The 25,579-nt window shown below is 64.7% G+C and carries 19 protein-coding genes; 6 read left to right on the top strand and 13 right to left on the bottom strand.

The window, feature by feature from the left end:
- Positions 1 to 62: 62 nt before the first annotated feature.
- Both mfd and RAM80_RS26985 read left to right on the top strand, forming a co-directional pair.
- The gene (gene mfd, locus RAM80_RS26990) at positions 63 to 3,512 is read left to right on the top strand and encodes a transcription-repair coupling factor (protein WP_416423434.1); all 3,450 of its coding nucleotides are present in this window, start codon (positions 63 to 65) and stop codon (positions 3,510 to 3,512) included.
- Positions 3,513 to 3,550: 38 nt separating this feature from the next.
- The gene (locus tag RAM80_RS26985; protein ID WP_416423433.1) at positions 3,551 to 5,848 is read left to right on the top strand and encodes a DEAD/DEAH box helicase; all 2,298 of its coding nucleotides are present in this window, start codon (positions 3,551 to 3,553) and stop codon (positions 5,846 to 5,848) included.
- 203 nt (positions 5,849 to 6,051) lie between these two features.
- Here RAM80_RS26985 and RAM80_RS26980 read toward each other — a convergent pair whose 3' ends face one another.
- The 3 genes from RAM80_RS26980 to RAM80_RS26970 all read right to left on the bottom strand — a co-directional run bounded on the left by RAM80_RS26980 (position 6,052) and on the right by RAM80_RS26970 (position 8,703).
- The gene (locus RAM80_RS26980; protein ID WP_416423432.1) at positions 6,052 to 6,804 is read right to left on the bottom strand and encodes an S-methyl-5'-thioinosine phosphorylase; all 753 of its coding nucleotides are present in this window, start codon (positions 6,802 to 6,804) and stop codon (positions 6,052 to 6,054) included.
- A gap of 9 nt (positions 6,805 to 6,813) precedes the next feature.
- Positions 6,814 to 7,824: a beta-N-acetylhexosaminidase gene (gene nagZ / locus RAM80_RS26975; protein ID WP_416423431.1), complete on the bottom strand. Its 1,011-nt coding sequence runs from the start codon at positions 7,822 to 7,824 to the stop codon at positions 6,814 to 6,816.
- 171 nt (positions 7,825 to 7,995) lie between these two features.
- Positions 7,996 to 8,703: a TetR family transcriptional regulator gene (locus tag RAM80_RS26970; RefSeq protein WP_416423430.1), complete on the bottom strand. Its 708-nt coding sequence runs from the start codon at positions 8,701 to 8,703 to the stop codon at positions 7,996 to 7,998.
- A gap of 265 nt (positions 8,704 to 8,968) precedes the next feature.
- Here RAM80_RS26970 and lexA point away from each other — a divergent pair, with 265 nt between their 5' ends.
- Positions 8,969 to 9,577 (top strand): transcriptional repressor LexA, encoded by a 609-nt coding sequence (gene lexA, locus RAM80_RS26965; protein WP_027978423.1) that lies wholly within the window; start codon positions 8,969 to 8,971, stop codon positions 9,575 to 9,577.
- Between the two features lie 10 nt (positions 9,578 to 9,587).
- Positions 9,588 to 10,064 carry an SOS-induced cell division inhibitor SulA gene (gene sulA, locus RAM80_RS26960; protein ID WP_416423429.1) on the top strand — a complete coding sequence of 159 codons (477 nt, stop codon included), beginning with the start codon at positions 9,588 to 9,590 and terminating at the stop codon, positions 10,062 to 10,064.
- Positions 10,065 to 10,152: 88 nt separating this feature from the next.
- On the opposite strand, the gene RAM80_RS26955 is transcribed toward sulA, so the two are convergent.
- From RAM80_RS26955 to RAM80_RS26925, 7 genes are all read right to left on the bottom strand, one after another.
- Positions 10,153 to 10,386 carry a hypothetical protein gene (locus tag RAM80_RS26955; protein ID WP_416423428.1) on the bottom strand — a complete coding sequence of 78 codons (234 nt, stop codon included), beginning with the start codon at positions 10,384 to 10,386 and terminating at the stop codon, positions 10,153 to 10,155.
- Between the two features lie 50 nt (positions 10,387 to 10,436).
- Positions 10,437 to 10,961: a DUF6586 family protein gene (locus tag RAM80_RS26950; RefSeq protein ID WP_416423427.1), complete on the bottom strand. Its 525-nt coding sequence runs from the start codon at positions 10,959 to 10,961 to the stop codon at positions 10,437 to 10,439.
- A 129-nt stretch (positions 10,962 to 11,090) separates the two neighbouring features.
- Positions 11,091 to 13,721, bottom strand: a complete 2,631-nt coding sequence (gene topA / locus RAM80_RS26945) for a type I DNA topoisomerase (RefSeq protein WP_416423426.1) — start codon at positions 13,719 to 13,721, stop codon at positions 11,091 to 11,093.
- Positions 13,722 to 13,818: 97 nt separating this feature from the next.
- The gene (locus RAM80_RS26940) at positions 13,819 to 14,070 is read right to left on the bottom strand and encodes a DUF1653 domain-containing protein (protein ID WP_416423425.1); all 252 of its coding nucleotides are present in this window, start codon (positions 14,068 to 14,070) and stop codon (positions 13,819 to 13,821) included.
- 77 nt (positions 14,071 to 14,147) lie between these two features.
- Positions 14,148 to 15,323, bottom strand: a complete 1,176-nt coding sequence (fadA, locus tag RAM80_RS26935) for an acetyl-CoA C-acyltransferase FadA (protein ID WP_416423424.1) — start codon at positions 15,321 to 15,323, stop codon at positions 14,148 to 14,150.
- 30 nt (positions 15,324 to 15,353) lie between these two features.
- A complete protein-coding gene (gene fadB / locus RAM80_RS26930; RefSeq protein ID WP_416423423.1) occupies positions 15,354 to 17,501 on the bottom strand; it encodes a fatty acid oxidation complex subunit alpha FadB in 2,148 nt (715 codons plus the stop codon).
- A 628-nt stretch (positions 17,502 to 18,129) separates the two neighbouring features.
- A complete protein-coding gene (locus RAM80_RS26925) occupies positions 18,130 to 18,567 on the bottom strand; it encodes a hypothetical protein (protein WP_416423422.1) in 438 nt (145 codons plus the stop codon).
- A gap of 111 nt (positions 18,568 to 18,678) precedes the next feature.
- Between RAM80_RS26925 and RAM80_RS26920 the strand changes: the two genes are divergently transcribed.
- On the top strand, positions 18,679 to 19,119 hold the full coding sequence (locus RAM80_RS26920; protein WP_416423421.1) for a universal stress protein: 441 nt from the start codon (positions 18,679 to 18,681) through the stop codon (positions 19,117 to 19,119).
- A 76-nt stretch (positions 19,120 to 19,195) separates the two neighbouring features.
- On the opposite strand, the gene RAM80_RS26915 is transcribed toward RAM80_RS26920, so the two are convergent.
- Complete coding sequence (locus RAM80_RS26915; protein WP_416423420.1) at positions 19,196 to 21,118, bottom strand: ATP-binding cassette domain-containing protein; 1,923 nt, start codon at positions 21,116 to 21,118, stop codon at positions 19,196 to 19,198.
- Between the two features lie 201 nt (positions 21,119 to 21,319).
- Here RAM80_RS26915 and RAM80_RS26910 point away from each other — a divergent pair, with 201 nt between their 5' ends.
- Positions 21,320 to 23,248: a transglycosylase SLT domain-containing protein gene (locus tag RAM80_RS26910; RefSeq protein WP_416423419.1), complete on the top strand. Its 1,929-nt coding sequence runs from the start codon at positions 21,320 to 21,322 to the stop codon at positions 23,246 to 23,248.
- A 33-nt stretch (positions 23,249 to 23,281) separates the two neighbouring features.
- Here the strand turns inward: RAM80_RS26910 and RAM80_RS26905 are convergent, their stop codons facing one another.
- Complete coding sequence (locus RAM80_RS26905; RefSeq protein WP_416423418.1) at positions 23,282 to 24,085, bottom strand: MOSC domain-containing protein; 804 nt, start codon at positions 24,083 to 24,085, stop codon at positions 23,282 to 23,284.
- Positions 24,086 to 24,204: 119 nt separating this feature from the next.
- Positions 24,205 to 25,131 (bottom strand): chemotaxis protein CheV, encoded by a 927-nt coding sequence (locus tag RAM80_RS26900; protein ID WP_416423417.1) that lies wholly within the window; start codon positions 25,129 to 25,131, stop codon positions 24,205 to 24,207.
- Positions 25,132 to 25,579 lie beyond the last annotated feature (448 nt).

The raw sequence follows: 25,579 nt of genomic DNA, 5'->3' as shown, positions 1-25,579 counted from the left end.
CAGCCCGGCCAAGGGTCGGTACAATCGTTGTCTTTGTCGCAACGCCTGGAGCCTGACCGCCCGTGCCTGTCCTGCGTCTACCGCTACTGTCCTCCACCGCGGGGAAACACACCTGGGGCAACCTGCCAGGGGCCGCCCTGAGCCTGGCCATTGCCGAAGCCGCCAGCGCCGCCAAGCGCTTTACCCTGCTGCTGACGGCCGACAGCCAGAGCGCCGACCGGCTGGAGCAGGAGCTGCGCTTCTTCGCCCCCGGCCTGCCCGTGCTGCATTTCCCTGACTGGGAAACCCTGCCGTACGACCTGTTCTCGCCGCACCAGGACATCATTTCCCAACGCATTGCCAGCCTGTACCGCCTGCCGGAGCTCGACCACGGGGTTTTGGTAGTGCCGGTGACCACTGCCCTACATCGGCTGGCGCCCACGCAATTCCTGCTCGGCAGCAGCCTGGTGCTGGACGTCGGCCAGAAGCTGGACGTGGAGCAGATGCGCACGCGCCTGGAGGCCAGCGGCTACCGCTACGTGGACACGGTGTACGAGCACGGCGAGTTCACCGTGCGCGGCGCGCTGATAGACCTGTTCCCCATGGGCAGCAAGCTGCCCTACCGCATCGACCTGTTCGATGACGAGATCGAGACCCTGCGCACCTTCGACCCGGAAACCCAGCGTTCCATCGACAAGGTGGACTCGGTGCGCCTGCTGCCGGCCCGCGAGTTCCCGCTGCAGAAGGAAGCCGTGACGCGCTTCAAGGCGCGCTTCCGCGAGCGCTTCGACGTCGACTTCCGGCGCACGCCGATCTTCCAGGACCTGAGCAGCGGCATCACCCCGGCCGGCATCGAGTACTACCTGCCGCTGTTCTTCGAGGACACCTCGACGCTGTTCGACTACCTGCCCCAGGACACCCAGGTGTTCTCGCTGCCGGGCATCGAGCAGGCCGCGGAGAACTTCTGGAACGACGTGCGCAACCGCTACGAGGAACGCAAGATCGACAAGCAGCGGCCGCTGCTGCCGCCGGCCGAACTGTTCCTGCCAGTGGAAGACTGCTTCGCCCGCCTCAAGGGCTGGCCGCGCGTAGTCGTCAGCCAGGCCGACATCGAGCCTGGCGTGGGCCGCGACCGCTTCCCGGCGCAGGTACTGCCCAACCTTGCCATCGAGGCCAAGGCCAACCAGCCGCTGGCGGCGCTGTCGAACTTCCTCGACCAGTTCCCCGGCCGCGTGCTGTTCACCGCCGAATCGGCGGGCCGCCGCGAGGTGCTGCTGGAGCTGCTGGACCGCCTCAAGCTGAAGCCGAAGACCGTCGACGGCTGGGCCGATTTCGCCGGTGGCAAGGACCGCCTGGCCATCACCATCGCGCCGCTGGACGAGGGCCTGGTGCTGGACGACCCGGCCCTGGCGCTGGTCGCCGAGAGCCCGCTGTTCGGCCAGCGCGTGATGCAGCGCCGTCGCCGCGAAAAACGCACCGACGGCAACAACGACGCGGTCATCAAGAACCTCGCCGAGCTGCGCGAAGGCGCGCCGGTGGTGCACATCGACCACGGCGTGGGCCGCTACCTGGGCCTGGCGACCCTGGAAATCGAAAACCAGATGGCCGAATTCCTCACCCTGGAATACGCCGAGAACGCCAAGCTCTACGTGCCAGTGGCCAACCTGCACCTGATTGCCCGCTACACCGGCAGCGATGACGCCCTGGCGCCGCTGCACCGGCTGGGCTCGGAAACCTGGCAGAAGGCCAAGCGCAAGGCCGCCGAACAGGTGCGCGACGTGGCCGCCGAGCTGCTCGACATCTACGCCCGCCGGGCGGCACGCAAGGGCTACGCCTTCGCCGACCCGTCGCTGGACTACGCCACCTTCAGCGCCGGCTTCCCCTTCGAGGAAACTCCCGACCAGCAGTCGGCCATCGAGGCGGTGCGCGAGGACATGCTCGCGCCCAAGCCCATGGACCGCCTGGTGTGCGGCGACGTCGGCTTCGGCAAGACCGAGGTGGCCATGCGCGCGGCGTTCATCGCCGTGCACGGCGGCCGCCAGGTGGCCATCCTGGTGCCCACCACCCTGCTCGCCCAGCAGCACTACAACAGCTTCCGCGACCGCTTCGCCGACTGGCCGGTGCGCGTCGAGGTGATGAGCCGCTTCAAGTCCGCCAAGGAAGTCAGCGCCGCCGTGGCAGAGCTGGCCGAAGGCAAGATCGACATCGTCATCGGCACCCACAAGCTGCTGCAGGACGACGTCAAGATCAAGAACCTGGGCCTGGTGATCATCGACGAGGAACACCGTTTCGGCGTGCGCCAGAAGGAGCAACTCAAGGCCCTGCGCAGCGAAGTGGACATCCTCACCCTGACCGCCACGCCCATCCCGCGCACGCTGAACATGGCGGTGTCGGGCATGCGCGACCTGTCGATCATCGCCACCCCGCCCGCGCGGCGGCTGTCGGTGCGCACCTTCGTCATGGAGCAGAACAAGAGCACCGTGAAAGAGGCGCTGCTGCGTGAGCTGCTGCGTGGCGGCCAGGTGTACTACCTGCACAACGACGTGAAGACCATCGAGAAGTGCGCCGCCGACCTCGCCGAACTGGTGCCCGAGGCACGCATCGGCATCGGCCACGGGCAGATGCGCGAGCGCGAACTCGAACAGGTGATGAGTGACTTCTACCACAAGCGCTTCAACGTGCTGATTGCCTCGACCATCATCGAGACCGGCATCGACGTGCCCAGCGCCAACACCATCATCATCGAGCGCGCCGACAAGTTCGGCCTGGCCCAACTGCACCAGCTGCGTGGCCGCGTGGGCCGTAGCCACCACCAGGCCTACGCCTACCTGCTGACGCCACCCCGGCAACAGATCACCCCGGACGCCGAAAAGCGCCTGGAGGCCATCGCCAACACCCAGGACCTGGGCGCCGGCTTTGTGCTGGCCACCAACGACCTGGAAATCCGTGGCGCCGGCGAGCTGCTGGGCGAAGGCCAGAGCGGCCAGATCCAGGCAGTGGGCTTCACCCTGTACATGGAAATGCTCGAACGCGCGGTGAAGGCCATCCGCAAGGGCGAGCAGCCCAACCTCGACCAGCCCCTGGGCGGCGGCCCGGAGATCAACCTGCGCCTGCCGGCGCTGATCCCCGAGGACTACCTGCCCGACGTGCACGCGCGGCTTATCCTGTACAAGCGCATCGCCTCGGCGGTGGACGAGGACGGCCTCAAGGACCTGCAGGTGGAGATGATCGACCGCTTCGGCCTGCTGCCCGAGCCGACCAAGAACCTGGTGCGCCTGACCCTGCTCAAGCTGCAGGCGGAAACCCTGGGCATCAAGAAGGTCGACGCCGGCCCGCAAGGCGGCCGCATCGAGTTCGCGGCCGAGACGCCGGTGGACCCGCTGGTGCTGATCAAGCTGATCCAGGGCCAGCCCAACCGCTACAAGTTCGAAGGCGCCACGCTGTTCAAGTTCATGGTGCCCATGGAGCGCGCCGATGAACGCTTCAACACCCTGGAGGCGCTGTTCGAGCGCCTGACGCCGAAGTCCGCATGAACATGATTGTCGTTTTGAACAAGGTGTCTGCCAGCTAAATGTCCGAACACCTGACCACCCTCGAACCCCGGCCACGCTTGTGGCTGGGGAGTGTCGAGTTCAGCGCCTTCGAACCGCGCAACGGCCGCATGCAGCGGCATATCCAGCACCGCGCCGCGCTGGCGTTCGGCTACGCCGGGCACTATGTGTCCAGCAACCGCCTGCCTCACGAACCGAGCGTGGCGCGCCAACCCCTGAGCGAAAAACTGCTGCGCGAGACCCTGCAGAACCTGGGCTTTCGCATCGCCACCCGGCAAAGCAAGGCGCTGCCCGAAAGCGCCGGCGACATCTTCGAGCTGCCCAGCGACAGCGCCTGGCTGCGCTTCGTGCTCAACGACCTGCCGGTGCTGCGCGACCAGGGCTGGGAGATCGAGTATTCGGACGACTTCGCCTTCGACCTGACCCCGGTGGACGACTGGTACGCGGTGATTGACGAGGCCGGCGACCGCGACTGGTTCGACCTGGAGCTGGGCATCGTGGTCAACGGCGAACGCCTGAGCCTGCTGCCGATCCTGATCAACCTGCTGCGCACCCACCCCGAACTCCTGAACCCGGCGCAACTGGCGCGGCGCCGCGACGACGAGCAGATCCTGGTGCCGGTGCACAGCCCCCAGGGCAACAAGGCCAAGCTGATCCAGGTAGCCCTGCCCTATGGCCGTCTGAAACCGGTGCTGGCGACCCTGGGCGACTTTTACCTGCGCGAGCCGGGCGAGACCCGCCTGCGCCTGTCCACGCCCGATGCCACGCGGCTCAACGCACTCAAGGAGCTGCCGCTGAGCTGGGAAGGCGGCGAGCGCCTGCGCGGCTTTGCCGAACGCCTGCGCGACATTCGCACCCAGCCCGCCGGGCCGCCCGCCGACCTCAAGGCCACGCTGCGCCCCTACCAGCATGAAGGCCTGAGCTGGATGCAGGCCCTGCGCGAGCTGGAAGTGGGCGGCATCCTCGCCGACGACATGGGCCTGGGCAAGACCCTGCAGACCCTGGCGCACCTGCTGAGCGAGAAAAACGCCGGGCGCCTGGACCGGCCGGCCATGGTGGTGATGCCCACCAGCCTGATCCCCAACTGGCAGGACGAGGCCCAGCGCTTCGCCCCTACCCTGCGCGTGGCCGCGTTGCACGGCGCCGGGCGCAAGAAGCATTTCGACCACCTGTTCGACTACGACGTGCTGCTGACCACCTACGCCCTGCTGCCCAAGGACCTGGAGGTGCTGAGCAAGGTGCCGCTGCACGTGCTGATCCTCGACGAGGCGCAGTACATCAAGACCCCGGGCAGCAAGGCCGCCCAGGCGGCACGCCAGCTGCGCGCGCGGCAGCGCCTGTGCCTGAGCGGCACGCCGCTGGAAAACCACCTGGGCGAGCTGTGGTCGCTGTTCCACTTCCTGCTGCCGGGCTGGCTGGGCGACGCCAAGGCGTTCAACCGCGATTACCGCGTGCCCATCGAGAAACACGGCGACCAGGAGCGCCTGCAGCACCTTAATGCGCGCATCAAGCCGTTCCTGCTGCGCCGCACCAAGGAGCAGGTGGCCACCGAGCTGCCGGCCAAGACCGAGATCACCCACTGGGTGGAGCTCAACGAGGCCCAGCGCGACGTGTACGAGACCGTGCGCCTGGCCATGGACCGCAAGGTGCGCGAGGAAATCAACCGCAAAGGCGTGGCACGCAGCCAGATCATCATCCTCGAGGCGCTGCTCAAGCTGCGCCAGGTGTGCTGCGACCTGCGCCTGGTCAACAGCGTCACGCCCCCGCGCCCCGGCCACAGCTCGGGCAAGCTGGCCAGCCTGATGGAAATGCTCGAGGAGCTGCTGCTGGAGAATCGGCGCATTCTGCTGTTCTCGCAGTTCACCTCGATGCTGGGGCTGATCGAGCAGGAACTGCAGCACCGCGGCATCGAGTACGCGCTGCTGACCGGCTCCACCAAGAACCGCCGCATACCGGTGCAGGACTTCCAGAAAGGCAAGGTGCAGATCTTCCTCATCAGCCTGAAGGCCGGTGGCGTGGGCCTGAACCTGACTGCGGCCGACACGGTGATTCACTACGACCCGTGGTGGAACCCGGCCGCCGAGCACCAGGCCACCGACCGTGCATACCGCATCGGCCAGGAGAAGCCGGTGTTCGTCTACAAGCTGATCACCCGCGGCACGGTGGAGGAGAAGATCCAGCACCTGCAGTCGGAGAAATCGGCGCTGGCCGCCGGCATCCTCGAAGGCCGCGAGACCGGCGATTGGAAGCTGGCCCCCGAAGACATCGACGCGCTGTTCGAACCCCTGCCCGGCCGCAAGCCACGCAAACCGAAATAAACCCCGTAGCAGCGGCCACAGGCCGCGTCCGGATGCACCGCGTATTCCCAGGAAGATTGCGCCGAGGCCGGACGCAGCCTGCGGCAGCTGCTACGCCGCCCTCTGTAGCAGCGGCCGCAAGGTCGCGTCCGGATGCGCCGCGTATTCCCGGGAAAATTGCGCCGGGGCCGCAAGGCCGCGGCCGGGGGCGCCGCGCACCCGCGTTACGGGCGGGTGGCCGGGTTTGCCAGGACGTGGGCCAGGGTGGCCTTTACCTGGCCCATGCCGTCGTGCAGTGCCTGTTCGATCTCGGCCATGGTGATCACTGCCGTCGACTTGCCCGCCGCTGGGTTCACCACCAGCGCCAGACAGGCGTAATCCAGGTCCAGCTCGCGGGCCAGCGCCGCTTCCGGCATGCCGGTCATGCCGACGATGTCGCAGCCATCGCGTTCCAGCCGCACGATCTCCGCCGCGGTTTCCAGGCGCGGGCCCTGGGTGCAGGCGTACACGCCGAAATCGCTGTGGGCCAGGCCCTGCGCCGCCAGCGCGACGATCAGCCGGGTGCGCAGCGCCTCGGTGTAGGGGTAGCTGAAATCGATGTGGGTGACCTGCTCCAGGTCATCGGCGAAAAAGGTGTGCTCGCGCCCGCTGGTGTAATCCACCAACTGGTGCGGCACGCACAGGTGCCCGGTGCCCATGGCCGGGTGAATGCCACCCACCGCGTTGACTGCCAGGATGGCCTGGGCGCCGGCCTGCTTCAGCGCCCAGATATTGGCGCGGTAGTTGACCTTGTGCGGCGGCACCCGGTGCGGGTGGCCGTGGCGCGCCAGGAACAGCACCTCGTGGCCGGCGTACTCGCCCTGGAGGATATCCGCCGAGGGCGCCCCATAGGGCGTGTCCAGGGCCAGGCTGCGGGTGATGGTCAGCCCATCGAGCTGGGTCAGGCCGGTGCCGCCGATAATCGCGTAGACAGTCATGAATTACCCTCAGTCGATCAGTTGGGCGTCGCGCAGCGCTCCGACAGCGGTAAGCCAGCGTGGATCCTGGCGGTATTCGACGTTGCTGAACGCCTGGCCACGCATGCCGGCGATGCGCGGCGACGGCTGCACCTGCAGGCGCTGGGCAGCGCTGAGAGCCAGTTCGGCGGCGGCGCGGTCGTTGCACACCAGGCCCATGTCGCAACCGGCGCTCAAGGCCGCCTCGATGCGGCTGGCGGCGTCGCCGACCACGTGGGCGCCGGCCATGGACAGGTCGTCACTGAAGATCACACCGTCGAACTTGAGCTCGCCGCGCAGGATGTCCTGCAGCCAGCGGCGCGAGAAACCGGCCGGTTGGCTGTCGACCTGGGGATAGATGACGTGGGCCGGCATCACCGCCGCCAGCTGCTGGCTCAGGCGCGCGAACGGCACCAGGTCCAGGGCGCGGATCTGCTCCAGGCTGCGCTCGTCGGTGGGGATGGCCACGTGGGAGTCGGCCTCGGCCCAGCCATGGCCGGGGAAGTGCTTGCCGCACGCGGCCATGCCGGCGGCGTTCATGCCCTTGATAAAGGCACCGGCCAGGGCGGTGGCGCGCTCGGGGTTGCCCTCGAAGGCGCGGCTGCCGACCACGGCGCTGCGCTGGTGATCCAGGTCCAGCACCGGGGCGAAGCTCAGGTCCAGGCCCACCGCCAGGACTTCGGTGGCCATGATCCAGCCGCACTGCTCGGCCAGGTACTCGGCGTTGGGGTTGTCGGCCAGCGCGCGCATGGCCGGCAGCCGCACGAAGCCCTGGCGCAGGCGCTGCACGCGGCCGCCTTCCTGATCCACGGCGAGAATCAGGTCCGGGCGGATGGCGCGGATCGACGCGGTCAGCTCGCGCACCTGGCGGGCGTGTTCGATGTTGCGGGCGAAGATGATCAGGCCGGCCACTTCGGGCTGGCGCAGCAGGTGCCGGTCTTCGGCGGTCAGCCAGGTGCCGGCGATATCGACCATCAACGAGCCTTGGAGGCGGGAAGTCATGGGGTAGTCCTTGATTCGCGGGTGCATGCGTGCCGCCCCACGCAGCCTGGGGCCGCGCAGGGGTCGATCAGCAAGGGGGTAAACACGGCGCCTGGACGACGCCGCAGGTTCAGAATAGGCATGGGCGGCTAGCTTAGCGGAAGCTGCCGGCCACGCCCACCGTCAATTGTTTCAGGCCTTGGCCAAGGCCGGCGTGGACTTGCTGCGCGGGCGCAGCTGCGCGGTGGCCATGGCCTCGTCGGTGACGCCGCTGTCGGCGCGCATGCCGGCAGCCAGGAACGGCACCATCAGGCGCATCACCTGCTCGATGGAGGTATCGATGCCGAAATTGGTCTCGGCGATGGCCCGCAGGGCCTTGATGCCGGACATGCTGAACGCCGCGGCGCCAAGCATGAAGTGCACGCGCCAGAACAGCTCCAGCGGCGGGATACGCGGCGCGGCTTCGTTGACCAGCAGCATGTAGCGGCGGAACACCTTGCCGTACATGTCTTCCAGGTAACGGCGCAGGTGGCCCTGGCTCTGGCTGAACGCCAGGCCCAGCAGGCGCATGAAGATCGACAGGTCGTCGCCGCTGCGCGGCTGCACCACCATGGCCTGCTCCACCAGGATTTCCAGCAGTTCTTCCAGGTTGGCCTTGTGCTCGGGGCGCGCCTGGCGGCGGTCCAGCTCACGCTCGAGGCTGACGCAGAAAGGCCCCAGGAAGCGCGAGAACACCGCCTGGATCAGGGCTTTCTTGGAGCCGAAATGATAATTCACCGCCGCCAGGTTGACCCCGGCCTTGCTGGTGATCAGCCGCAACGAGGTTTCGGCAAAACCTTTTTCCGCGAACAACTGCTCGGCAGCGTCGAGTATGCGTTCAACGGTTTCCGACTGGGCCATGCTAACTCCACCTGACAAACACTTGTTTGAAACATACGTTTCATACCCCTGCCCTGTCAAGTCCGGGCAGGCGTTTTGTGTCTGGTCGGTCACGTATTTAACCACAGCCGGTGGGGGTTTCGCCCCCATTGCCGGGGTTTCGCCACGAAGCAACCGCCAGGCGGCATGGCGGCCTCGAGGGACGAGCGGTGGGCACGGCAGGATTGCCAAGCCCCGCATACTGTATATAATCCCAGTCACTGTATAAAAAGACAGAGCGATCGACATGCTGAAACTGACGCCACGCCAAGCCGAGATCCTGGCTTTCATCAAGCGCTGCCTCGACGACAACGGCTTCCCGCCCACCCGCGCGGAAATCGCCCAGGAACTGGGTTTCAAGTCGCCGAACGCCGCTGAAGAACACCTCAAGGCGCTGGCGCGCAAGGGGGCCATCGAAATGACCCCGGGCGCGTCCCGCGGCATCCGCATTCCCGGTTTCGAGGCCAAGGCCGACGAATCCACCCTGCCCATCATTGGCCGGGTCGCTGCCGGTGCGCCGATACTGGCCCAGCAGCACATCGAGGAATCCTGCAACATCAACCCCACCTTCTTCCACCCCCGCGCCGACTACCTGCTGCGCGTGCATGGCATGAGCATGAAGGACGTCGGCATCTTCGACGGTGACCTGCTGGCCGTGCACACCTGCCGCGAGGCCCGCAACGGCCAGATCGTGGTGGCGCGCATCGGCGACGAAGTCACCGTCAAGCGCTTCAAGCGCGAAGGCAGCAAGGTCTGGCTGCTGGCGGAAAACCCCGAGTTCGCACCCATCGAAGTCAACCTCAAGGATCAGGACCTGGTCATCGAAGGCTTGAGCGTCGGCGTCATACGCCGATAAAGGAGGCTCCATGCAGTTCCCACACTCGATGCAACCGGCCCAACTGTCCCTGTTCGAGGCCTTCATGGCTCAACCCGTGGCGCCGCTGTTCACCCACGCCACCGAAGTGCCCTGGACGGCGCCGCAGCCCGAGGTCTTCAGTGAAGTGTCATTGCGTGGCGCTGCCGGGAACTGCCTGAACCTGCTGGCCCCGATGCTGCGCGAGCTCAGCGAGGACCAGGACGCCCGCTGGCTGACCCTGATAGCCCCGCCCGCCAGCCTGACCCAGGCCTGGCTGCGCGACGCCGGCCTGAACCGCGAACGCATCCTGATCCTGCAAACGGGCGGCAACCAGAGCGCCCTGCAGCTGACCTGCGAGGCGCTGCGCCTGGGCCGCAGCCACACGGTGGTGAGCTGGTTGCACCCGCTGGCCAGCAGCGCGCGCCAGCAGTTGATTGCCGCCGCACGCCTGGGCGACGCCCAGAGCCTGAACATTCGCATGGGGTAGAACGTCTGTGGGAGCTGGCTTGCCAGCGAGCTTTTAAAGATCAAAAGCTCGCTGGCAAGCCAGCTCCCACAGACTCAGTCGCGCCAGATCAATGCAGGACGCGCGGGCCTTCTTCTTTCTCCAGCTCGCCTTCCACCATCTTGCCCGCCATCTGCACGCCCACGCTGAGCATGGCCTTGGCGACTTCAACATGCTGTCCTTGCAGGAAAGCCTTGGCGTCTTCCGAGAAGTCCAAGGTCACGAGCGAGCCTTCATCCTCGGCGCGGCGCAGTTCAATTCGGCCGTCGGGCAGCTCGACAATTTCAAGAAAGGACGTTGGCATAAAGGGGGGTTCTCCACGTGAGGGCGCTATTGTAGCAGCCGCTGACGCAATCAGCACTCACTGAGGCCATCGCGGTAACGAATGGCCAGACTCTTGAGCTGCTGGCGCCAGCCCTCCAACACCTCGCGGGTCAGTTCCTCAGGCTCCTCAGGCGCATCCAGGTTGACCGCCACGATCAGTGGCTGGGTGACATCACCTTTCGCTACCTTCGGCGCCTGGGGCGGGCGATGCAGCGCCGCGTGGGCGGCCAGCAGTTCGTACACCCAGCTGCCTGGGGCCTGGGCCAGCTCGACCAGCTCGGCCATTTCCGGGATGGCGATCTGCGCCAGAATCTGCGGGGTCAGCAACTCTTCGGCGCGCGGCGTAGCGGCCTGGGGCAAGCGGTAGAAACCGGCGATTTCATGGCACAGGCCCAGCAAGGCACCGTACAGGTGGAACAACGACGACTCGCGCTCGGCCTGGATGCGCGCCAGGGCGTTCATGGCCTGGCCCTGCTCGGCCTTGCCCATGGCTTCCAGGGAGAGGCCGGCGAAGTAAATTTTCTGATTGGTGCGGGTGTAGAGTTCGTGGGCCATGGCGGGCACCCTCCAGTAACGACGGGGTTCGGGCAGACGAACAGTTTCAGCGATGAACGCCCGCCGTCGCAAGATAAATATCGGGCCATAAAAAACCGCGCCGGGGCGCGGTTTTTTCTCAGGGATGAATCAAGCCGGCTCTTTCTCTTTCGCCCGCTTGTCTTCCACCTTCCAGCTGTCGCCTTCGTAGAACGCGCGCCAGCCAGTCGGCTTGCCGTCCACTTCGGTCTGCACGTACTGCTCCTTGGTCTTGCGGCTGTAGCGGATCACCGATGGGCGGCCATCGGGGTCCTTCTTCGGCGCTTCGCAGAGGAAGTGGTACTTGGGATCGATCTCGTCCTTGTGCGGGATGATCTCGATGACCAGTGGCGCACGGGTCTCGCGGTTTTTCGGGAACTGGCTGGCCGCCAGGAACAGGCCCGAGGCGCCGTCACGCAGCACGTAGGTGTCGTTGACCTTCTCGCACTTGAGTTCCGGCATCTTCACCGCGTCCATCTTCGGCGGCGCCGCCTCGCCGCTCTTCAGCAGCTTGCGGGTGTTCTTGCACTCGGGGTTGGTGCAACCGAAGAACTTGCCGAAACGGCCGGTCTTGAGCTGCATCTCACTGCCGCACTTGTCGCATTCCAGGCTCGGGCCTTCGTAGCCCTTGATGCGGTAGTTGCCTTCCTCGATCTCGTAGCCCACGCAGTCCGGGTTGTTACCGCAGATGTGCAGCTTGCGCTTCTCATCCAGCAGGTAGGCGTCCATGGCGGTGGCGCAGATCGGGCAGCGGTGCTTGCCACGCAGCACCAGCGACTCGGATTCACCCTCGTCGTCGGCGGCGATCTCGTCGCCCGGCACCAGGTTGATGGTGGCCTTGCAACGTTCTTTCGGCGGCAGGCTGTAGCCCGAGCAACCCAGGAACACACCGGTGGACGCGGTACGGATCATCATGTGCCGGCCGCACTCGCGGCAGGTGATGTCGGTCGGCGTCGGCTGGTTGGCACGCATGCCGCTGTCGGCGGAACCAGCCACTTCCAGCTTGTTCTTGAAGTCGCCGTAGAACTCGTCCAGCACGTTCTTCCAGTCGCGCTCGCCCTGGGCCACGTCGTCGAGGTTCTCTTCCATGCCGGCGGTGAAGCCGTAGTCCATCAGGTTGGAGAAGCTCTCCGACAGGCGCTCGGTGACGATGTCGCCCATCTTCTCGGAGTAGAAGCGGCGGTTGTGCAGGGCCACGTAGCCGCGGTCCTGGATGGTGGAGATGATGGCGGCGTAGGTCGACGGGCGACCGATACCGCGTTTTTCCATCTCTTTCACCAGGCTGGCTTCGGAGTAGCGCGCCGGCGGCTTGGTGAAATGCTGGGTCGGGTCCAGCTCGATCAGCTTCAGCTTCTCGCCCTGGTCCATTTCCGGCAGCACGTCGTCGTCGCCCGGCTTGGCCATCTGTGGCATCACGCGGGTGTAACCGTCGAACTTGAGGATACGGCCCTTGGCACGCAGCTCGAACTCGCCGGCGGCCACGGTGACGGTGGTGGACAGGTACTGCGCTGGCGGCATCTGGCAGGCCAGGAACTGGCGCCAGATCAGCTCGTACAGGCGCTCGGCGTCACGCTCCATGCCCGCCAGCTTGGTGGGGTGGGTGTTGACGTCAGACGGACGAATGGCTTCGTGCGCCTCCTGGGCGCCTTCCTTGCTGCTGTACACCATGGGCGCGGCCGGCAGGTACTGCTTGCCGAATTCGCTCTCGATGTAGCTGCGCGCCATTTCCACCGCGTCGGCGGACAGGTTGGTGGAGTCGGTACGCATGTAGGTGATGTAGCCGGCTTCGTACAGACGCTGGGCCATCATCATGGTCTTCTTCACGCCGAAGCCCAGGCGGTTGCTGGCAGCCTGCTGCAGGGTCGAGGTGATGAACGGTGCCGACGGCTTGCTGCTGGTCGGTTTGTCTTCACGCTTGACGATGCTGTAGGTGGACGCCTTGAGCTTGGCCAGGGCGGCCATGGCCGTGGCTTCGTTCAGCGGCTTGAAGGCCTCGCCGTTCTCGCGCGCCACTTCGAAACGCACCTTGGCGTGCTTGGCGGTGCCCAGGTCGGCGTGGATCTCCCAGTACTCTTCAGGGATGAACGCACGAATTTCGCGCTCGCGCTCCACCACCAGTTTCACGGCCACCGACTGCACGCGGCCAGCCGACAGGCCACGGGCGATCTTCGACCACAGCAGCGGCGAGACCATATAGCCCACCACGCGGTCGAGGAAACGGCGCGCCTGCTGGGCGTTGACGCGGTCGATGTCCAGCTCGCCCGGCGTGGAGAAGGCCTCCTGGATGGCCTTCTTGGTAATTTCGTTGAACACCACGCGCTTGTAGCGGGTGTCGTCACCACCGATGGCTTCGCGCAGGTGCCAGGCAATGGCTTCCCCCTCGCGGTCCAAGTCGGTTGCGAGATAGATGGTGTCGGCATCCTTGGCGAGACGGCGCAGCTCCTCGATCACCTTCTCCTTGCCGGGAAGGATCTCGTAGTGGGCTTTCCAGCCGTGCTCGGGGTCGACGCCCATGCGCGCCACCAGCTGCTTGCGCGCCTTTTCCTTGGGCGACAAGGCAGGCGCCTCGGCGGCCGCGGCCTTGCCACGCTTCACCGGTTCTTTCGTGGCGCTAGCCGAACCGCTGGTGGGCAGGTCTCGGATATGGCCGATACTCGACTTCACCACGTATTGGTTGCCCAGATACTTGTTGATGGTCTTGGCCTTAGCCGGGGATTCCACAATGACCAGCGATTTGCCCATGGATCGGAAAATTCCTGAATACTAGAAATGAAAGCGATTGGTGCCTTCGAGGCACCGCTATATATAGTGGCGACGAAACGAGGTCAAGCGCGGATGATCAAGCGATCTCGTCGCCGGGCTGCTCGAACAGGCTCGGTTCGGCCTCGACCAAAGCAAAGCGCGGTACGCGCTCGCCGTCAACTTCGACCGACTCCAGGAACATGCTCAGCGGCCGTACCCACAGGCCAAATTCGCCGTACAGCGCCTGGTAGCAGACCACCTCTTCCTCGCTTTCGGAATGGCGCGCAACACCAAATACGCGGTAGTGAGGCCCTTTGTAGTGACGATAGAGCCCTGGCTGTAGCTGCATGTTTGCCTCGCTTGAACAAAATATCCTGAAAAACAAAAACCGGGGCACCTGGCCCCGGTTCGCCGACTCGCGAGCGCTTAGACGCGTTCGAAGACGGTGGTGATGCCCTGACCCAGACCTACACACATGGTGGACACCCCGAAGGTGCCGTTGTTCTGCTTCATGACATTCAACAGGGTGCCCGAAATACGTGCACCAGAGCAACCGAATGGGTGACCCAGGGCGATGGCGCCGCCGTGCAGGTTAACCTTCTCGTTCATCTTGTCGAGCACTTTCAGATCCTTCAGCACCGGCAAGGCCTGTGCGGCGAAGGCTTCGTTGAGCTCGAAGAAGTCGATATCGTTGATCGAAAGGCCTGCGCGCTTCAGCGCTTTCTGGGTCGCCGGCACCGGGCCGTAGCCCATGATTGCAGGGTCGACGCCGGCAACGGCCATGGAGCGGATCACTGCCATCGGCTGAATGCCCAGGTCTTGGGCACGTTGGGCCGACATGACGATCATGCAAGAGGCACCGTCGGTAATTTGCGACGAAGTGCCGGCTGTCACGGTGCCACCTTTGGGGTTGAACGCAGGACGCAGCGCGGCCAGGCTCTCCAGGGTAGTGTCCGGACGAATGGTCTCGTCGTAGTCGAACATCTTCAGGAAGCCGTTCTCGTCATACCCTTGCATCGGGATGATCTCGTCCTTGAACTTGCCTTCCACGGTAGCCTTGTGGGCCAGTTGGTGGGAGCGCAGGCCGAAGGCGTCCTGGGCTTCGCGGGTGATGCCGTGCATCTTGCCGAGCATTTCCGCAGTCAGGCCCATCATGCCCGAGGCCTTGGCGGCGTACAGGGACATGTGCGGGTTGGGATCGACGCCGTGCATCATGCTCACGTGGCCCATGTGCTCCACGCCGCCGACGACGAACACGTCGCCGTTGCCGGTCATGATCGCCTGGGCGGCGGTGTGCAGCGCGCTCATGGACGAGCCGCACAGGCGGCTGACGGTCTGGCCGGCCGCGGTGTGCGGGATCTGGGTCATCAGCGACGCCATGCGCGCGATGTTCCAGCCCTGCTCCAGGGTCTGGTTCACACAGCCCCAGATCACGTCCTCGACTTCGCTCGGGTCGACCTTGACGTTGCGTTCCAGCAGTTTGCTGATCAGGTGCGCCGACATGTCTTCGGCGCGGGTGTTGCGGTGCATGCCACCCTTGGAGCGGCCCATTGGCGTGCGACCGAAGTCGACGATCACCACATCTCTCGGATTCAAGCTCATAAATACGTTCTCGCTCTAGTCGTTGGGCGCTTAACCGAAGAAGCTCTGGCCGTTCTTGGCCATCTCACGCAGCTTCGCGGTGGGGTGGTACAGCGGGCCCAGGTCGGCGTACTGGTCTGCCAGGGCGACGAAGTTGGCCACGCCCAGCGAATCGATGTAGCGCAGCGCGCCGCCACGGAACGGAGGGAAACCGATGCCGTAGACCAGGCCCATGTCGGCCTCGGCCGCGGTTTCGACGATGCCGTCTTCCAGGCAACGCACGGTCTCCAGGCACAGCGGAATCATCATCCAGTTGAGGATGTCGTCGTCGCTCAGCTCGCGCTGCTCGTAGACGATCGGCTTGAGCACTTCAAGCACCGAGGCGTCGGCGACTTTCTTCGGCTTGCCCTTCTTGTCGGTCTCGTAGGCGTAGAAGCCCTTGCCGTTCTTCTGGCCCAGGCGGTTGGCCTCGTACAGCACGTCGATGGCCGAACGGCGGTCATCTTTCATGCGGTCCGGGAAGCCTTCGGCCATCACGTCGCGGCCGTGGTGGCCGGTGTCGATGCCGACCACGTCCATCAGGTAGGCAGGGCCCATCGGCCAGCCGAATTTTTCCATGATCTTGTCGACGCGCACGAAGTCGATGCCGGCGCTGACCAGCTTGGCGAAGCCGCCGAAGTACGGGAACAGCACGCGGTTGACCAGGAAGCCCGGGCAGTCGTTGACCACGATCGGGTTCTTGCCCATCTTCTTGGCGTAGGCCACGGTGGTGGCGACTGCCACTTCGCTGGACTTCTCGCCACGGATGACTTCCACCAGCGGCATCATGTGCACCGGGTTGAAGAAGTGCATGCCGACGAAGTTTTCCGGACGCTTGAGGGCTTTCGCCAACAGGCTGATGGAAATGGTCGAGGTGTTGGACGCCAGGATGGTGTCCTCCTTGACCTGGGCTTCGACTTCGGCCAGCACGGCCTGCTTGACCTTGGGGTTCTCGACCACGGCTTCGACGACGATGTCGACGTGGCCGAAATCACCGTACGACAGGGTCGGGCGAATGGCGTTGAGCGACTCGGCCATCTGCGCGGCGGTCAGGCGGCCTTTCTCGACGCGCTTGCCCAGCAGCTTCGAGGCTTCGGCCAGGCCTTGCTCGATGCCCTTCTCGTTGATGTCCTTCATCAGGATCGGGGTGCCCTTGACGGCGGACTGGTAGGCAATGCCACCGCCCATGATGCCGGCGCCGAGCACGGCGGCCTGCTTCACGTCGTGGGCCAGCTCGTCGTAGGCCTTGGCCTTGCGTTTCAGTTCCTGGTCATTCAGGAACAGGCCCACCAGGCTTTGCGCAGCCGGGGTCTTGGCCATTTTCACGAAACCGGCGGCTTCGATTTCCAGGGCCTTCTCGCGACCGAAGTTGGCGGCTTTCTGGATGGTCTTGATGGCTTCGACCGGGGCCGGGTAGTTCGGGCCGGCCTGGCCGGCGACGAAGCCCTTGGCGGTCTCGAAGGCCATCATCTGCTCGATGGCGTTGAGCTTGAGCTTGTCCAGCTTGGGCTGGCGACGGGCCTTGTGGTCGAACTCGCCGCTGATGGCGCGCTTGACCAGGTCCAGGGCGGCCGCGTGTAGCTGCTCAGGCGCGACCACGGCATCGACGGCGCCGGCTTTCAGGGCGTCATCGGCACGGTTTTCCTTGCCCGAGGCAATCCACTCGATGGCGTTGTCGGCACCGATGATGCGCGGCAGGCGCACGGTGCCGCCGAAGCCTGGGTAGATGCCCAGCTTCACTTCCGGCAGGCCGATCTTGGCGGTGGCGGACATCACGCGGAAGTCCGCGGCCAGGCACATTTCCAGGCCGCCGCCCAGGGCGATGCCGTTGATGGCGGCCACGGTGGGCACGCCCAGGTCTTCGAAGTCGCTGAAAATGCGGTTGGCTTCCAGGTTACCAGCGACCAGTTCGGCCTCGGGCAGCTTGAAGTTGTCGACAAATTCGGTGATGTCCGCGCCGACGATGAAAACGTCCTTGCCACTGCTGACAATCACGCCCTTGATGCTGGCGTCGGCCTTGATGGTGTCCACCGCCTGGCGCAATTCGCCCAGGGTCAGACGGTTGAATTTGTTAACGGACTCACCCTTGAGGTCGAACTTCAATTCGACGATGCCACTTTCAAGAGCCTTAACCGTGATGGCTTTACCTTCGTAAATCATCAACTGATCTCCACGATATGGAAGCTGAACTGTACACGCCAAACGCTGGTGCGAGGCCGGCAGGCGCCTTGACGCCGGTTGCCGCTCCCTCGCTTCCAGACACACCCGTCAGCGCGATATTCGGGATTCTGTATAAGAGCGTTCCTACAAGACAAACGCTCAATTCATACGCCCGTTTGATTTGGGTATGCACACATTCAGGGAAAAACCGGCAATTGTCAAATGCGCTGGAAGGCGGCAAAAACGCGACTTTGCGGTCACGCGTGCGTCATAACAGCGCACGCCGCGCCGGGACTGATGACGCAACATTCAGCAACAGCATGGCACATACCCATGACAGCCAGATACACCGGGGCCTGGGGCAAACCAAACGTCGCAGGGAAATAAAAAGAAAGGAATTTTGAAAGAGGCCGGCGTAAGATCGCTTCGCGACTACACTGTCGACCACACATGCAGAAAATGTCTTACCGGCCTGCCTGGCCAACCCCAGCCCGACGCAGATTATCGGGCTTTTTATTGCCCGAAATCTAACGCCCCGACACCTGTGGGAGCTGGCTTGCCAGCGAGCTTCTTGTTCCGCAACAGCTCGCTGGCAAGCCAGCTCCCACAGGGCGACAGCCCCCACAGGTCATGCCAGCGCTTTCAGCACCTGGTCGATTGCCACCAGCACACTCACCTCCCCGCGCTCGCCCCAGTACAGGGCGATCAACTGTTGACCTGCGTCAACCTTGTAGACATTACCCGGCAACGTGGCGAACTGCGCGAGTAAGATCGGGTCTTCACAAGGTTCGCGCCATTGGTTGAGCCAGGTCCCCGGCTCGGTCTGCCAGTAGCAGAACCGCGCGGCCGTGGCCGACCGCCGCGGCCGGCAGTACTGCGCGCAGGGGCTTGGCGGCTGCTGGGGCAGCCAGTGCGGCCATTCCTGGGGCATCAGCTGCATGGCCAGGCCCAGGCGGCGCGCTTCCATGCGCAGGGCCATCTGGCCGCTCTGCTTGCGCGAGGGGCGCAGCCACACCAGGGGGCTTAAAACCAGCGCAAGGATTGACACCACTATCCATACCGTCATATGACTGTGCACCCTGTAAAACTTTTAGAAATGAGTTGGTTAGGACACGCGCAAACAGACCGACTTGAAACCGGCCATACTTAGCCTATCGCCACGTCAGGAGAGCTTCCCATGCCCTACCAACATATTCTGGTCGCCGTCGACCTGACCGAAGAGTGCGATCCGGTGATCCACCGGGCCCGCGAGCTGTCTTCCAGCCAGGACGCCAAGCTGTCCCTGGTGCACATCGTCGAACCCATGGCCATGGCCTTCGGCGGCGACGTGCCCATGGACCTGTCGCAGCTGCAACAGCAGCAGTTCGACCAGGCCAAGGAGCGCCTGGAGCGCCTGATCACCAAGTACCCGGAACTGACGAAAGAGAATTGTCACCTGACCTATGGCCAGCCCAAGCAGGAAATCCATGGCCTGGCCAAGGAAAAGGGTTGCGACCTGGTGGTGGTGGGCAGCCATGCCCGCCATGGCCTGGCGCTGTTGCTGGGCTCCACGTCCAATGACGTGCTGCATGGCGCGCCCTGTGATGTGCTGGCGGTACGCCTGAAGAAACCCGAGTAATCGCGGCGCCCCCATCGCGGCCAAGGCCGGCTCCTACCTGTAGGAGCCGGCCTTGGCCGCGATGGGGCAACACGGATCAGGCGTCGAGCTCAGCCCAACGCTCGACCATCTCGTCCAGCTTGGCCTGGGCCTGTTCCAGCTCGGCAATCACCTTGGCCGTCTCGGCCGCCGGCTTCTGGTAGAAACCCGCATCCGCCATGGTCGCTTCCAGCGCGGCAATCTTCTGCTCCTGGGCGTCGATCTCACCCGGCAAGGCTTCCAGCTCGCGCTGCAGCTTGTAGCTGAGTTTCTTCTTCGCAGGGGCAGCAGCTTCCACTGCCGGTGCCACGACGGCTGCCGGGGCAGTCACCACGGCGCTGTTAAGCTCGGCCTTGCCCGACTTGTTCTCGGTAACGCCCAGCAGCTTCGGCGAACCACCCTGGCGAATCCAGTCCTGGTAGCCACCCACGTACTCGCGCACCTTGCCCTCGCCTTCGAAGACCAGGGTGCTGGTCACCACGTTGTCGAGGAAGGCCCGGTCGTGGCTGACCATCAGCACGGTGCCCTTGAAGCTGGACAGCACTTCTTCCAGCAGTTCCAGGGTTTCCACGTCCAGGTCGTTGGTCGGTTCATCGAGCACCAGCAGGTTGGCCGGCTTGCTGAACAGCTTGGCCAGCAGCAGGCGCGCACGCTCGCCACCCGACAGCGCCTTGACCGGCGTGCGGGCACGCTGCGGGCTGAACAGGAAGTCGCCCAGGTAGCTGAGCACGTGGCGGTTCTGGCCGTCGATCTCGATGAAGTCCCGGCCTTCGGCCAGGTTGTCGATCACGGTCTTTTCCAGGTTCAGCTGGTGGCGCAGCTGGTCGAAGTACGCCACTTCCAGGCGCGTACCGGCCGCCACGGTGCCGCTGGTGGCTTCCAGGTCGCCCAGCATCAGCTTGAGCAACGTGGTCTTGCCGGTGCCGTTGGCGCCCAGCAGGCCAATGCGGTCCTGGCGCTGCAGCACCATGGAGAAGTCCTTGACCAGGAACGGGCCGCCCGGGTGGGCAAAGCTGACGTTCTCGACCACCATCACCTGCTTGCCGGATTTCTCTGCGGTATCAAGCTGGATGTTGGCCTTGCCCTGGCGCTCGCGACGCTCGCTGCGCTCGACGCGCAGCTCTTTCAGGGCGCGCACGCGGCCTTCGTTGCGGGTACGACGGGCCTTGATGCCCTGGCGAATCCACACTTCTTCCTGGGCCAGGCGCTTGTCGAACAGCGCGTTGGCAGTCTCTTCGGCCGCCAGCATGGCTTCCTTGTGCACCAGGAAGCTGGCGTAGTCGCCGTTCCAGTCGATCAGGCCGCCGCGGTCCAGTTCCAGGATGCGCGTGGCCAGGTTCTGCAGGAAGGAACGGTCGTGCGTGATGAACAGCACGGCGCCGCCGAAACCGCTCAAGGCCTCTTCCAGCCAGGCAATCGCACCGATGTCCAGGTGGTTGGTAGGCTCGTCGAGCAGCAGCAGGTCGGGCTCGGACACCAGCGCCTGGGCCAGCAGCACGCGGCGGCGCCAGCCACCGGACAGCTGCGCCAGGGTCTTGTCGGCCGGTAGTTGCAGGCGGCTCAGGGTGCTATCCACCAGTTGCTGCAGGCGCCAGCCGTCGCGGGCCTCGAGGTCCGACTGGACGTGCATGAGCTTGGTCAGGTCTTCATCGGTGACGATGTTCTGGCTCAGGTGGTGATATTCGGCCAGCAACGCGCCCACACCATCGAGGCCTTCGGCAACCACGTCGAACACGGTGCGATCGTCGGCCACCGGCAGTTCCTGCGGCAGCTCGCCGATCTTCAGGCCCGGCGCACGCCAGACCTCGCCTTCGTCAGGCTTCTGATCGCCCTTGACCAGGCGCAACATGCTGGACTTGCCAGTGCCGTTGCGACCGATGATGCAGACCCGCTCTCCACGGGCGATCTGCCAGGACACTTTGTCCAACAACGGCATCGCGCCGAAAGCGAGGGACACATCGCTTAATTTGAGCAGGGTCATGTGTTTCTCCAAAAACCGGGCGCGCATTCTACCTGACTTGAGCGCCCAGCACAGTAAATGCCGCCATATGGGCCGGACGGTCTGAATTCATCTGTTGTTACAAGCACAATGCTTTCATCGGCCACCCGCAACCGGCTAAGCTAATGGGAAATCAGTGCAGGCAACGCCGCACTTGTCATGCCTTATCTGCACGGATGTCTCATGCGCGGTCGCCTGTCTAGCCTCTTGTCCTGCCTGCTGCTCTCTGCCACCGCCGTCTCCTGCGCCCACGCAGTGGACCTGACCACCCAGCGCCAGTATTACGACGAGGCCAAGCGCGCCCTGGCCAAGGGCGACAGCGGTCCCTACTACCGTTACGCGCCGATGCTCAGCGACTACCCGCTGGAGCCGTACCTGGCCTATGACGAGCTCACCGCCCGCCTGAAGACCGCCAGCAACGACGAGAACGAGAAATTCCTCGCCGCCCACGGTGACCTGCCCCAGGCCAACTGGATGAAGCTGCGCTGGTTGCGCTGGCTGGCGGAACGCGGCGACTGGGACACCTTTGCCAAATATTATGACGCCAAGCTCAACTTCACCGAGCTTGACTGCCTCAACGGCCAGTACCAACTGGGCCACAACCAGAAGGCCGAGGGCTACGCCAGCGCGCAGAAGCTGTGGCTGACCGGCAAGACCCAGCCCGACGCCTGCGACGCGCTGTTCGGCCTGTGGGCCGCCGACGGCCAGCTGACCGAAGACAAGCGCTGGCAGCGCCTGAAACTGGCCGCCCACACCCGCAACTACGCCCTGGCCAACGCGTTGGTCGCCACCCTGCCGACCCTGGGCAACCAGGGCCGCCTGCTGATCAGCGTGGCGCAGAACCCCGAGCTGCTCACCGACCCGTCGCGCTTCCAGCCGGCCACCGAGGCCATGTCCGACGTGGTCGGCCTGGGCCTGCGGCGCCTGGCCAAGCAGGACCCGGACCGGGCCATGCAGATGCTCGACGGCTACGCCAGCAGCATGCACTTTTCTCGTGACGAAAAGGTGGCCATCGCCCGGGAAATCGGCCTGACCCTGGCGCGCAACTACGACCCGCGCGCCCTCGACCTGATGACCCAGTACGACCCCGAGCTGCGCGACAACACCGTCACCGAGTGGCGCCTGCGCCTGCTGCTGCGCCTGGGCCGCTGGCAGGACGCCTACGACCTGACCCGCCGCCTGCCCCAGGACCTGGCGGCCACCAGCCGCTGGAAATACTGGCAGGCGCGCAGCCTGGAGCTGGCGCAACCGCAGAACCCGCAGGTGCCGCTGCTGTACCGCAACGTGTCCAAGGAGCGTGATTTCTACGGCTTCCTCGCCGCCGACCGCACCCAGGCGCCCTACTCCCTGGCCAACCGCCCGCTGGTGATCAGCCAGGCACTGATGAACAAGGTGCGCAACACCGCGGGCATCCGCCGCGCCATGGAGCTGCTGGACCGTGGCCAGGTGGTGGACGCACGCCGCGAGTGGTACTACGTGAGCAACCTGTTCAGCCGCGACGAAATGGTCGCCCAGGCCAAGCTGGCCTACGACATGCACTGGTACTTCCCGGCTATCCGCACCATTGCCCAGGCGCAATACTGGGATGACCTGGACATCCGCTTCCCCATGGCCCACCGCGAGGCCCTGGTGCGCGAAGCCAACAACCGCGGCATCCATGCCAGCTGGGCGTTCGCCATCACCCGCCAGGAAAGCGCGTTCATGGACGACGCCCGTTCGGGCGTGGGCGCCATGGGCCTGATGCAGCTGATGCCCGGCACCGCCAAGGAAACCGCGCGCAAGTTCAGCATTCCCCTGGCCTCGCCGCAGCAGGCCATCGACCCGGACAAGAATATCCAGCTGGGCGCCGCCTACCTGAGCCAGGTGCACGCGCAGTTCAACGGCAACCGCGTGCTCGCTTCCGCCGCCTACAACGCCGGCCCCGGCCGCGTGAAGCAGTGGCTGCGCGGCGCCAACCACCTGAGCTTCGACGTGTGGGTGGAGTCGATTCCGTTCGACGAGACCCGCCAGTACGTGCAGAACGTGCTGTCCTACGCAGTGATCTACGGCCAGAAGCTGAACATCCCGCAGCCGATCGCCGACTGGAACGAACGCTTCTTCGACGACCAATAACCCCGTGGACGCGGCCTTTGGCCGCTGCTACGGTTATTCGAGAACCGTGACGGGCATGCCGACCTGCAGCTGCCCTACCCCGTCGTTGACCAGGTTCTGCCCGAACATCACGTCGCCATCCACCTGGCGATAGGTCTTGAGCGTCGCCAATGGCTCGCGATCGTCACTGCGTACTCCGGTCGCGGGGTCGATGGTGGTAAGGATGCAGCGCGAGCACGGCTTCACCACCCGGAACTCCACCTCGCCAATGCGAATGCGCTTCCAGCCATCCTCGGCGAACGCCTCGCTGCCGGTGACCACCAGGTTGGGGCGGAACCGCAGCATCTCCAGTTCACGGCCCACGCGGCTCGACAGGTCATCCAGCGACGCCTGGCCAATCAGCAGTAATGGGAAACCATCGGCGAAGCCCACGCGATCGCTGTCCAGGCCGTAGCCGGCCTGGGTGCTGCGCGCCCGCTCGACCGGCACCTGCACCAGGCGCGTCGGTTTGCCTATAAAGGAAGAGACCCACTGGGCTGCCTCATCGCCCGCATCAGGCACGCGCAGGGTGTCCCGCCAGATGGTCACGCCGCGCAACGGCGCGTCGGCGCCAGGGGTAGGCACGAACAGCGGCGCAAGGCCCGGTGCCGACAGTTGCAGCCCGGCATCGCCCTGGTGGGCGGCGCCCAGCTGGCTCATGTGTGCCTCGGCGCGCTGGGTCAGGAAGCGCCCGCTGGCCTCGTCCACCAGCATCCAGCGACGGTCACCGGCCAGGCCCAGGCTGTCCAGGGCGGATGCCTGCAAGGGTTCGGCGATGGCGGATTTGAGGGGGTAGCGGTAGAGGGCGCTGAGGTGCATGGCGGCTTCCTGCGGTCAATTTAGACCGGCAGTTTATCACGCCACTTCTTTGTGGGAGCTGGCTTGCCAGCGAGCTGTTGAAGCCTGGAAAGCTCGCTGGCAAGCCAGCTCCCACAGGGTCAGTTATCCAGCAACAGGCGTTGGCGCACCACGTCCACCAGCTTGTCCGGCTGGAACTTGGACAGGAAGTTGTCGCAGCCGACCTTCTTGACCATCGACTCGTTGAAGCTGCCCGATAGCGAGGTGTGCAAAACCACGTACAAGCCGCGCAGCCGCGGGTCGTTGCGGATCTCGGTGGTCAGGCGGTAGCCGTCCATCTCGGGCATTTCCGCGTCGGTGAACACCATCAGCAGTTTGTCCGTGAGGTTTTCGCCGGCATCCGCCCAGGCCTTGAGCATCTTCAGCGCCTTGAGGCCATCGCTGGCCACGTGCATCTTCACCCCCAGCTGGGACAGAGTGTCGCGCAGCTGCGCCAGCGCCACGGTAGAGTCGTCCACCAGCAGCACTTCCCTGCCCCGGGCCCGGGCCAGCACGGGGTCTTCAAGCTTCTCGCGGGACACCTTGGCGCTGTAGGGCACGATCTCGGCCAGCACTTTCTCCACATCGATGATTTCCACCAGTTGGTCATCGACCTTGCTGATGGCGGTGAGGTAGTGCTGGCGGCCAGCGCTGGTAGGCGGCGGCAGGATGGCTTCCCAGTTCATGTTGACGATGCGGTCCACGCCGCCCACCAGGAACGCCTGCACCGAGCGGTTGTACTCGGTGACGATGATGGTGCTGTTGGGCCCCGGCTGCAGCGGGCGCATGCCGATGGCCTGGGACAGGTCGATGACCGGCAGGGTCTGCCCGCGCAGGTTGACCACCCCGCACACGAAAGCGTGGCGCTGGGGCATCAGCGTCAACTTGGGCAGTTGCAGCACCTCCTGCACCTTGAACACGTTGATGGCGAACAATTGCCGGCCCGCCAGGCGAAACATCAGAATTTCAAGGCGGTTCTCACCCACAAGCTGGGTACGTTGGTCTACTGTGTCGAGAATGCCGGCCATCGATGACTCCTGGGGACGATGCTGAGGTGAACTGATAAGGGTTATCGGCAGCGCGCGACCGATCTTGAAGCCCGACGAAATACACGCTGGCGAGCATTGATGTCACATTAACATCATGCTTAACTGATCGCATTGCCGTCGCTGAACATTTAGATACAAAACTGCTAAGAACCCTCCCTTCTTATCAGGGATTCCCCTATAGGCAATCGGGCGAAACCTGATATTCGCAATATCCAATAGCCATTAATGTGACGCCATTCTCAATGCATGAACGGAGTCAGGCTTTTGTTCGCTCGCTTTTTATCCCCCGATCGCAGCCTTCGGAGCGGCAGCAAGGGCCTGATTTCATCTTTTCCCGCCAAGACAATGTGTCTGGCTTGTGGCTCGCAGGACACATTGAAAATGACAGCGCAAATGCCAGCCATCCGTGCGCGGATGCAGCTAAGCT

Source organism: Pseudomonas sp. App30, from assembly GCF_047947025.1.
GTDB lineage: Bacteria > Pseudomonadota > Gammaproteobacteria > Pseudomonadales > Pseudomonadaceae > Aquipseudomonas.
The sequence above is the reverse complement of the archived record's forward strand: the minus strand, read 5'-3'. Positions and strand labels throughout refer to the sequence as shown.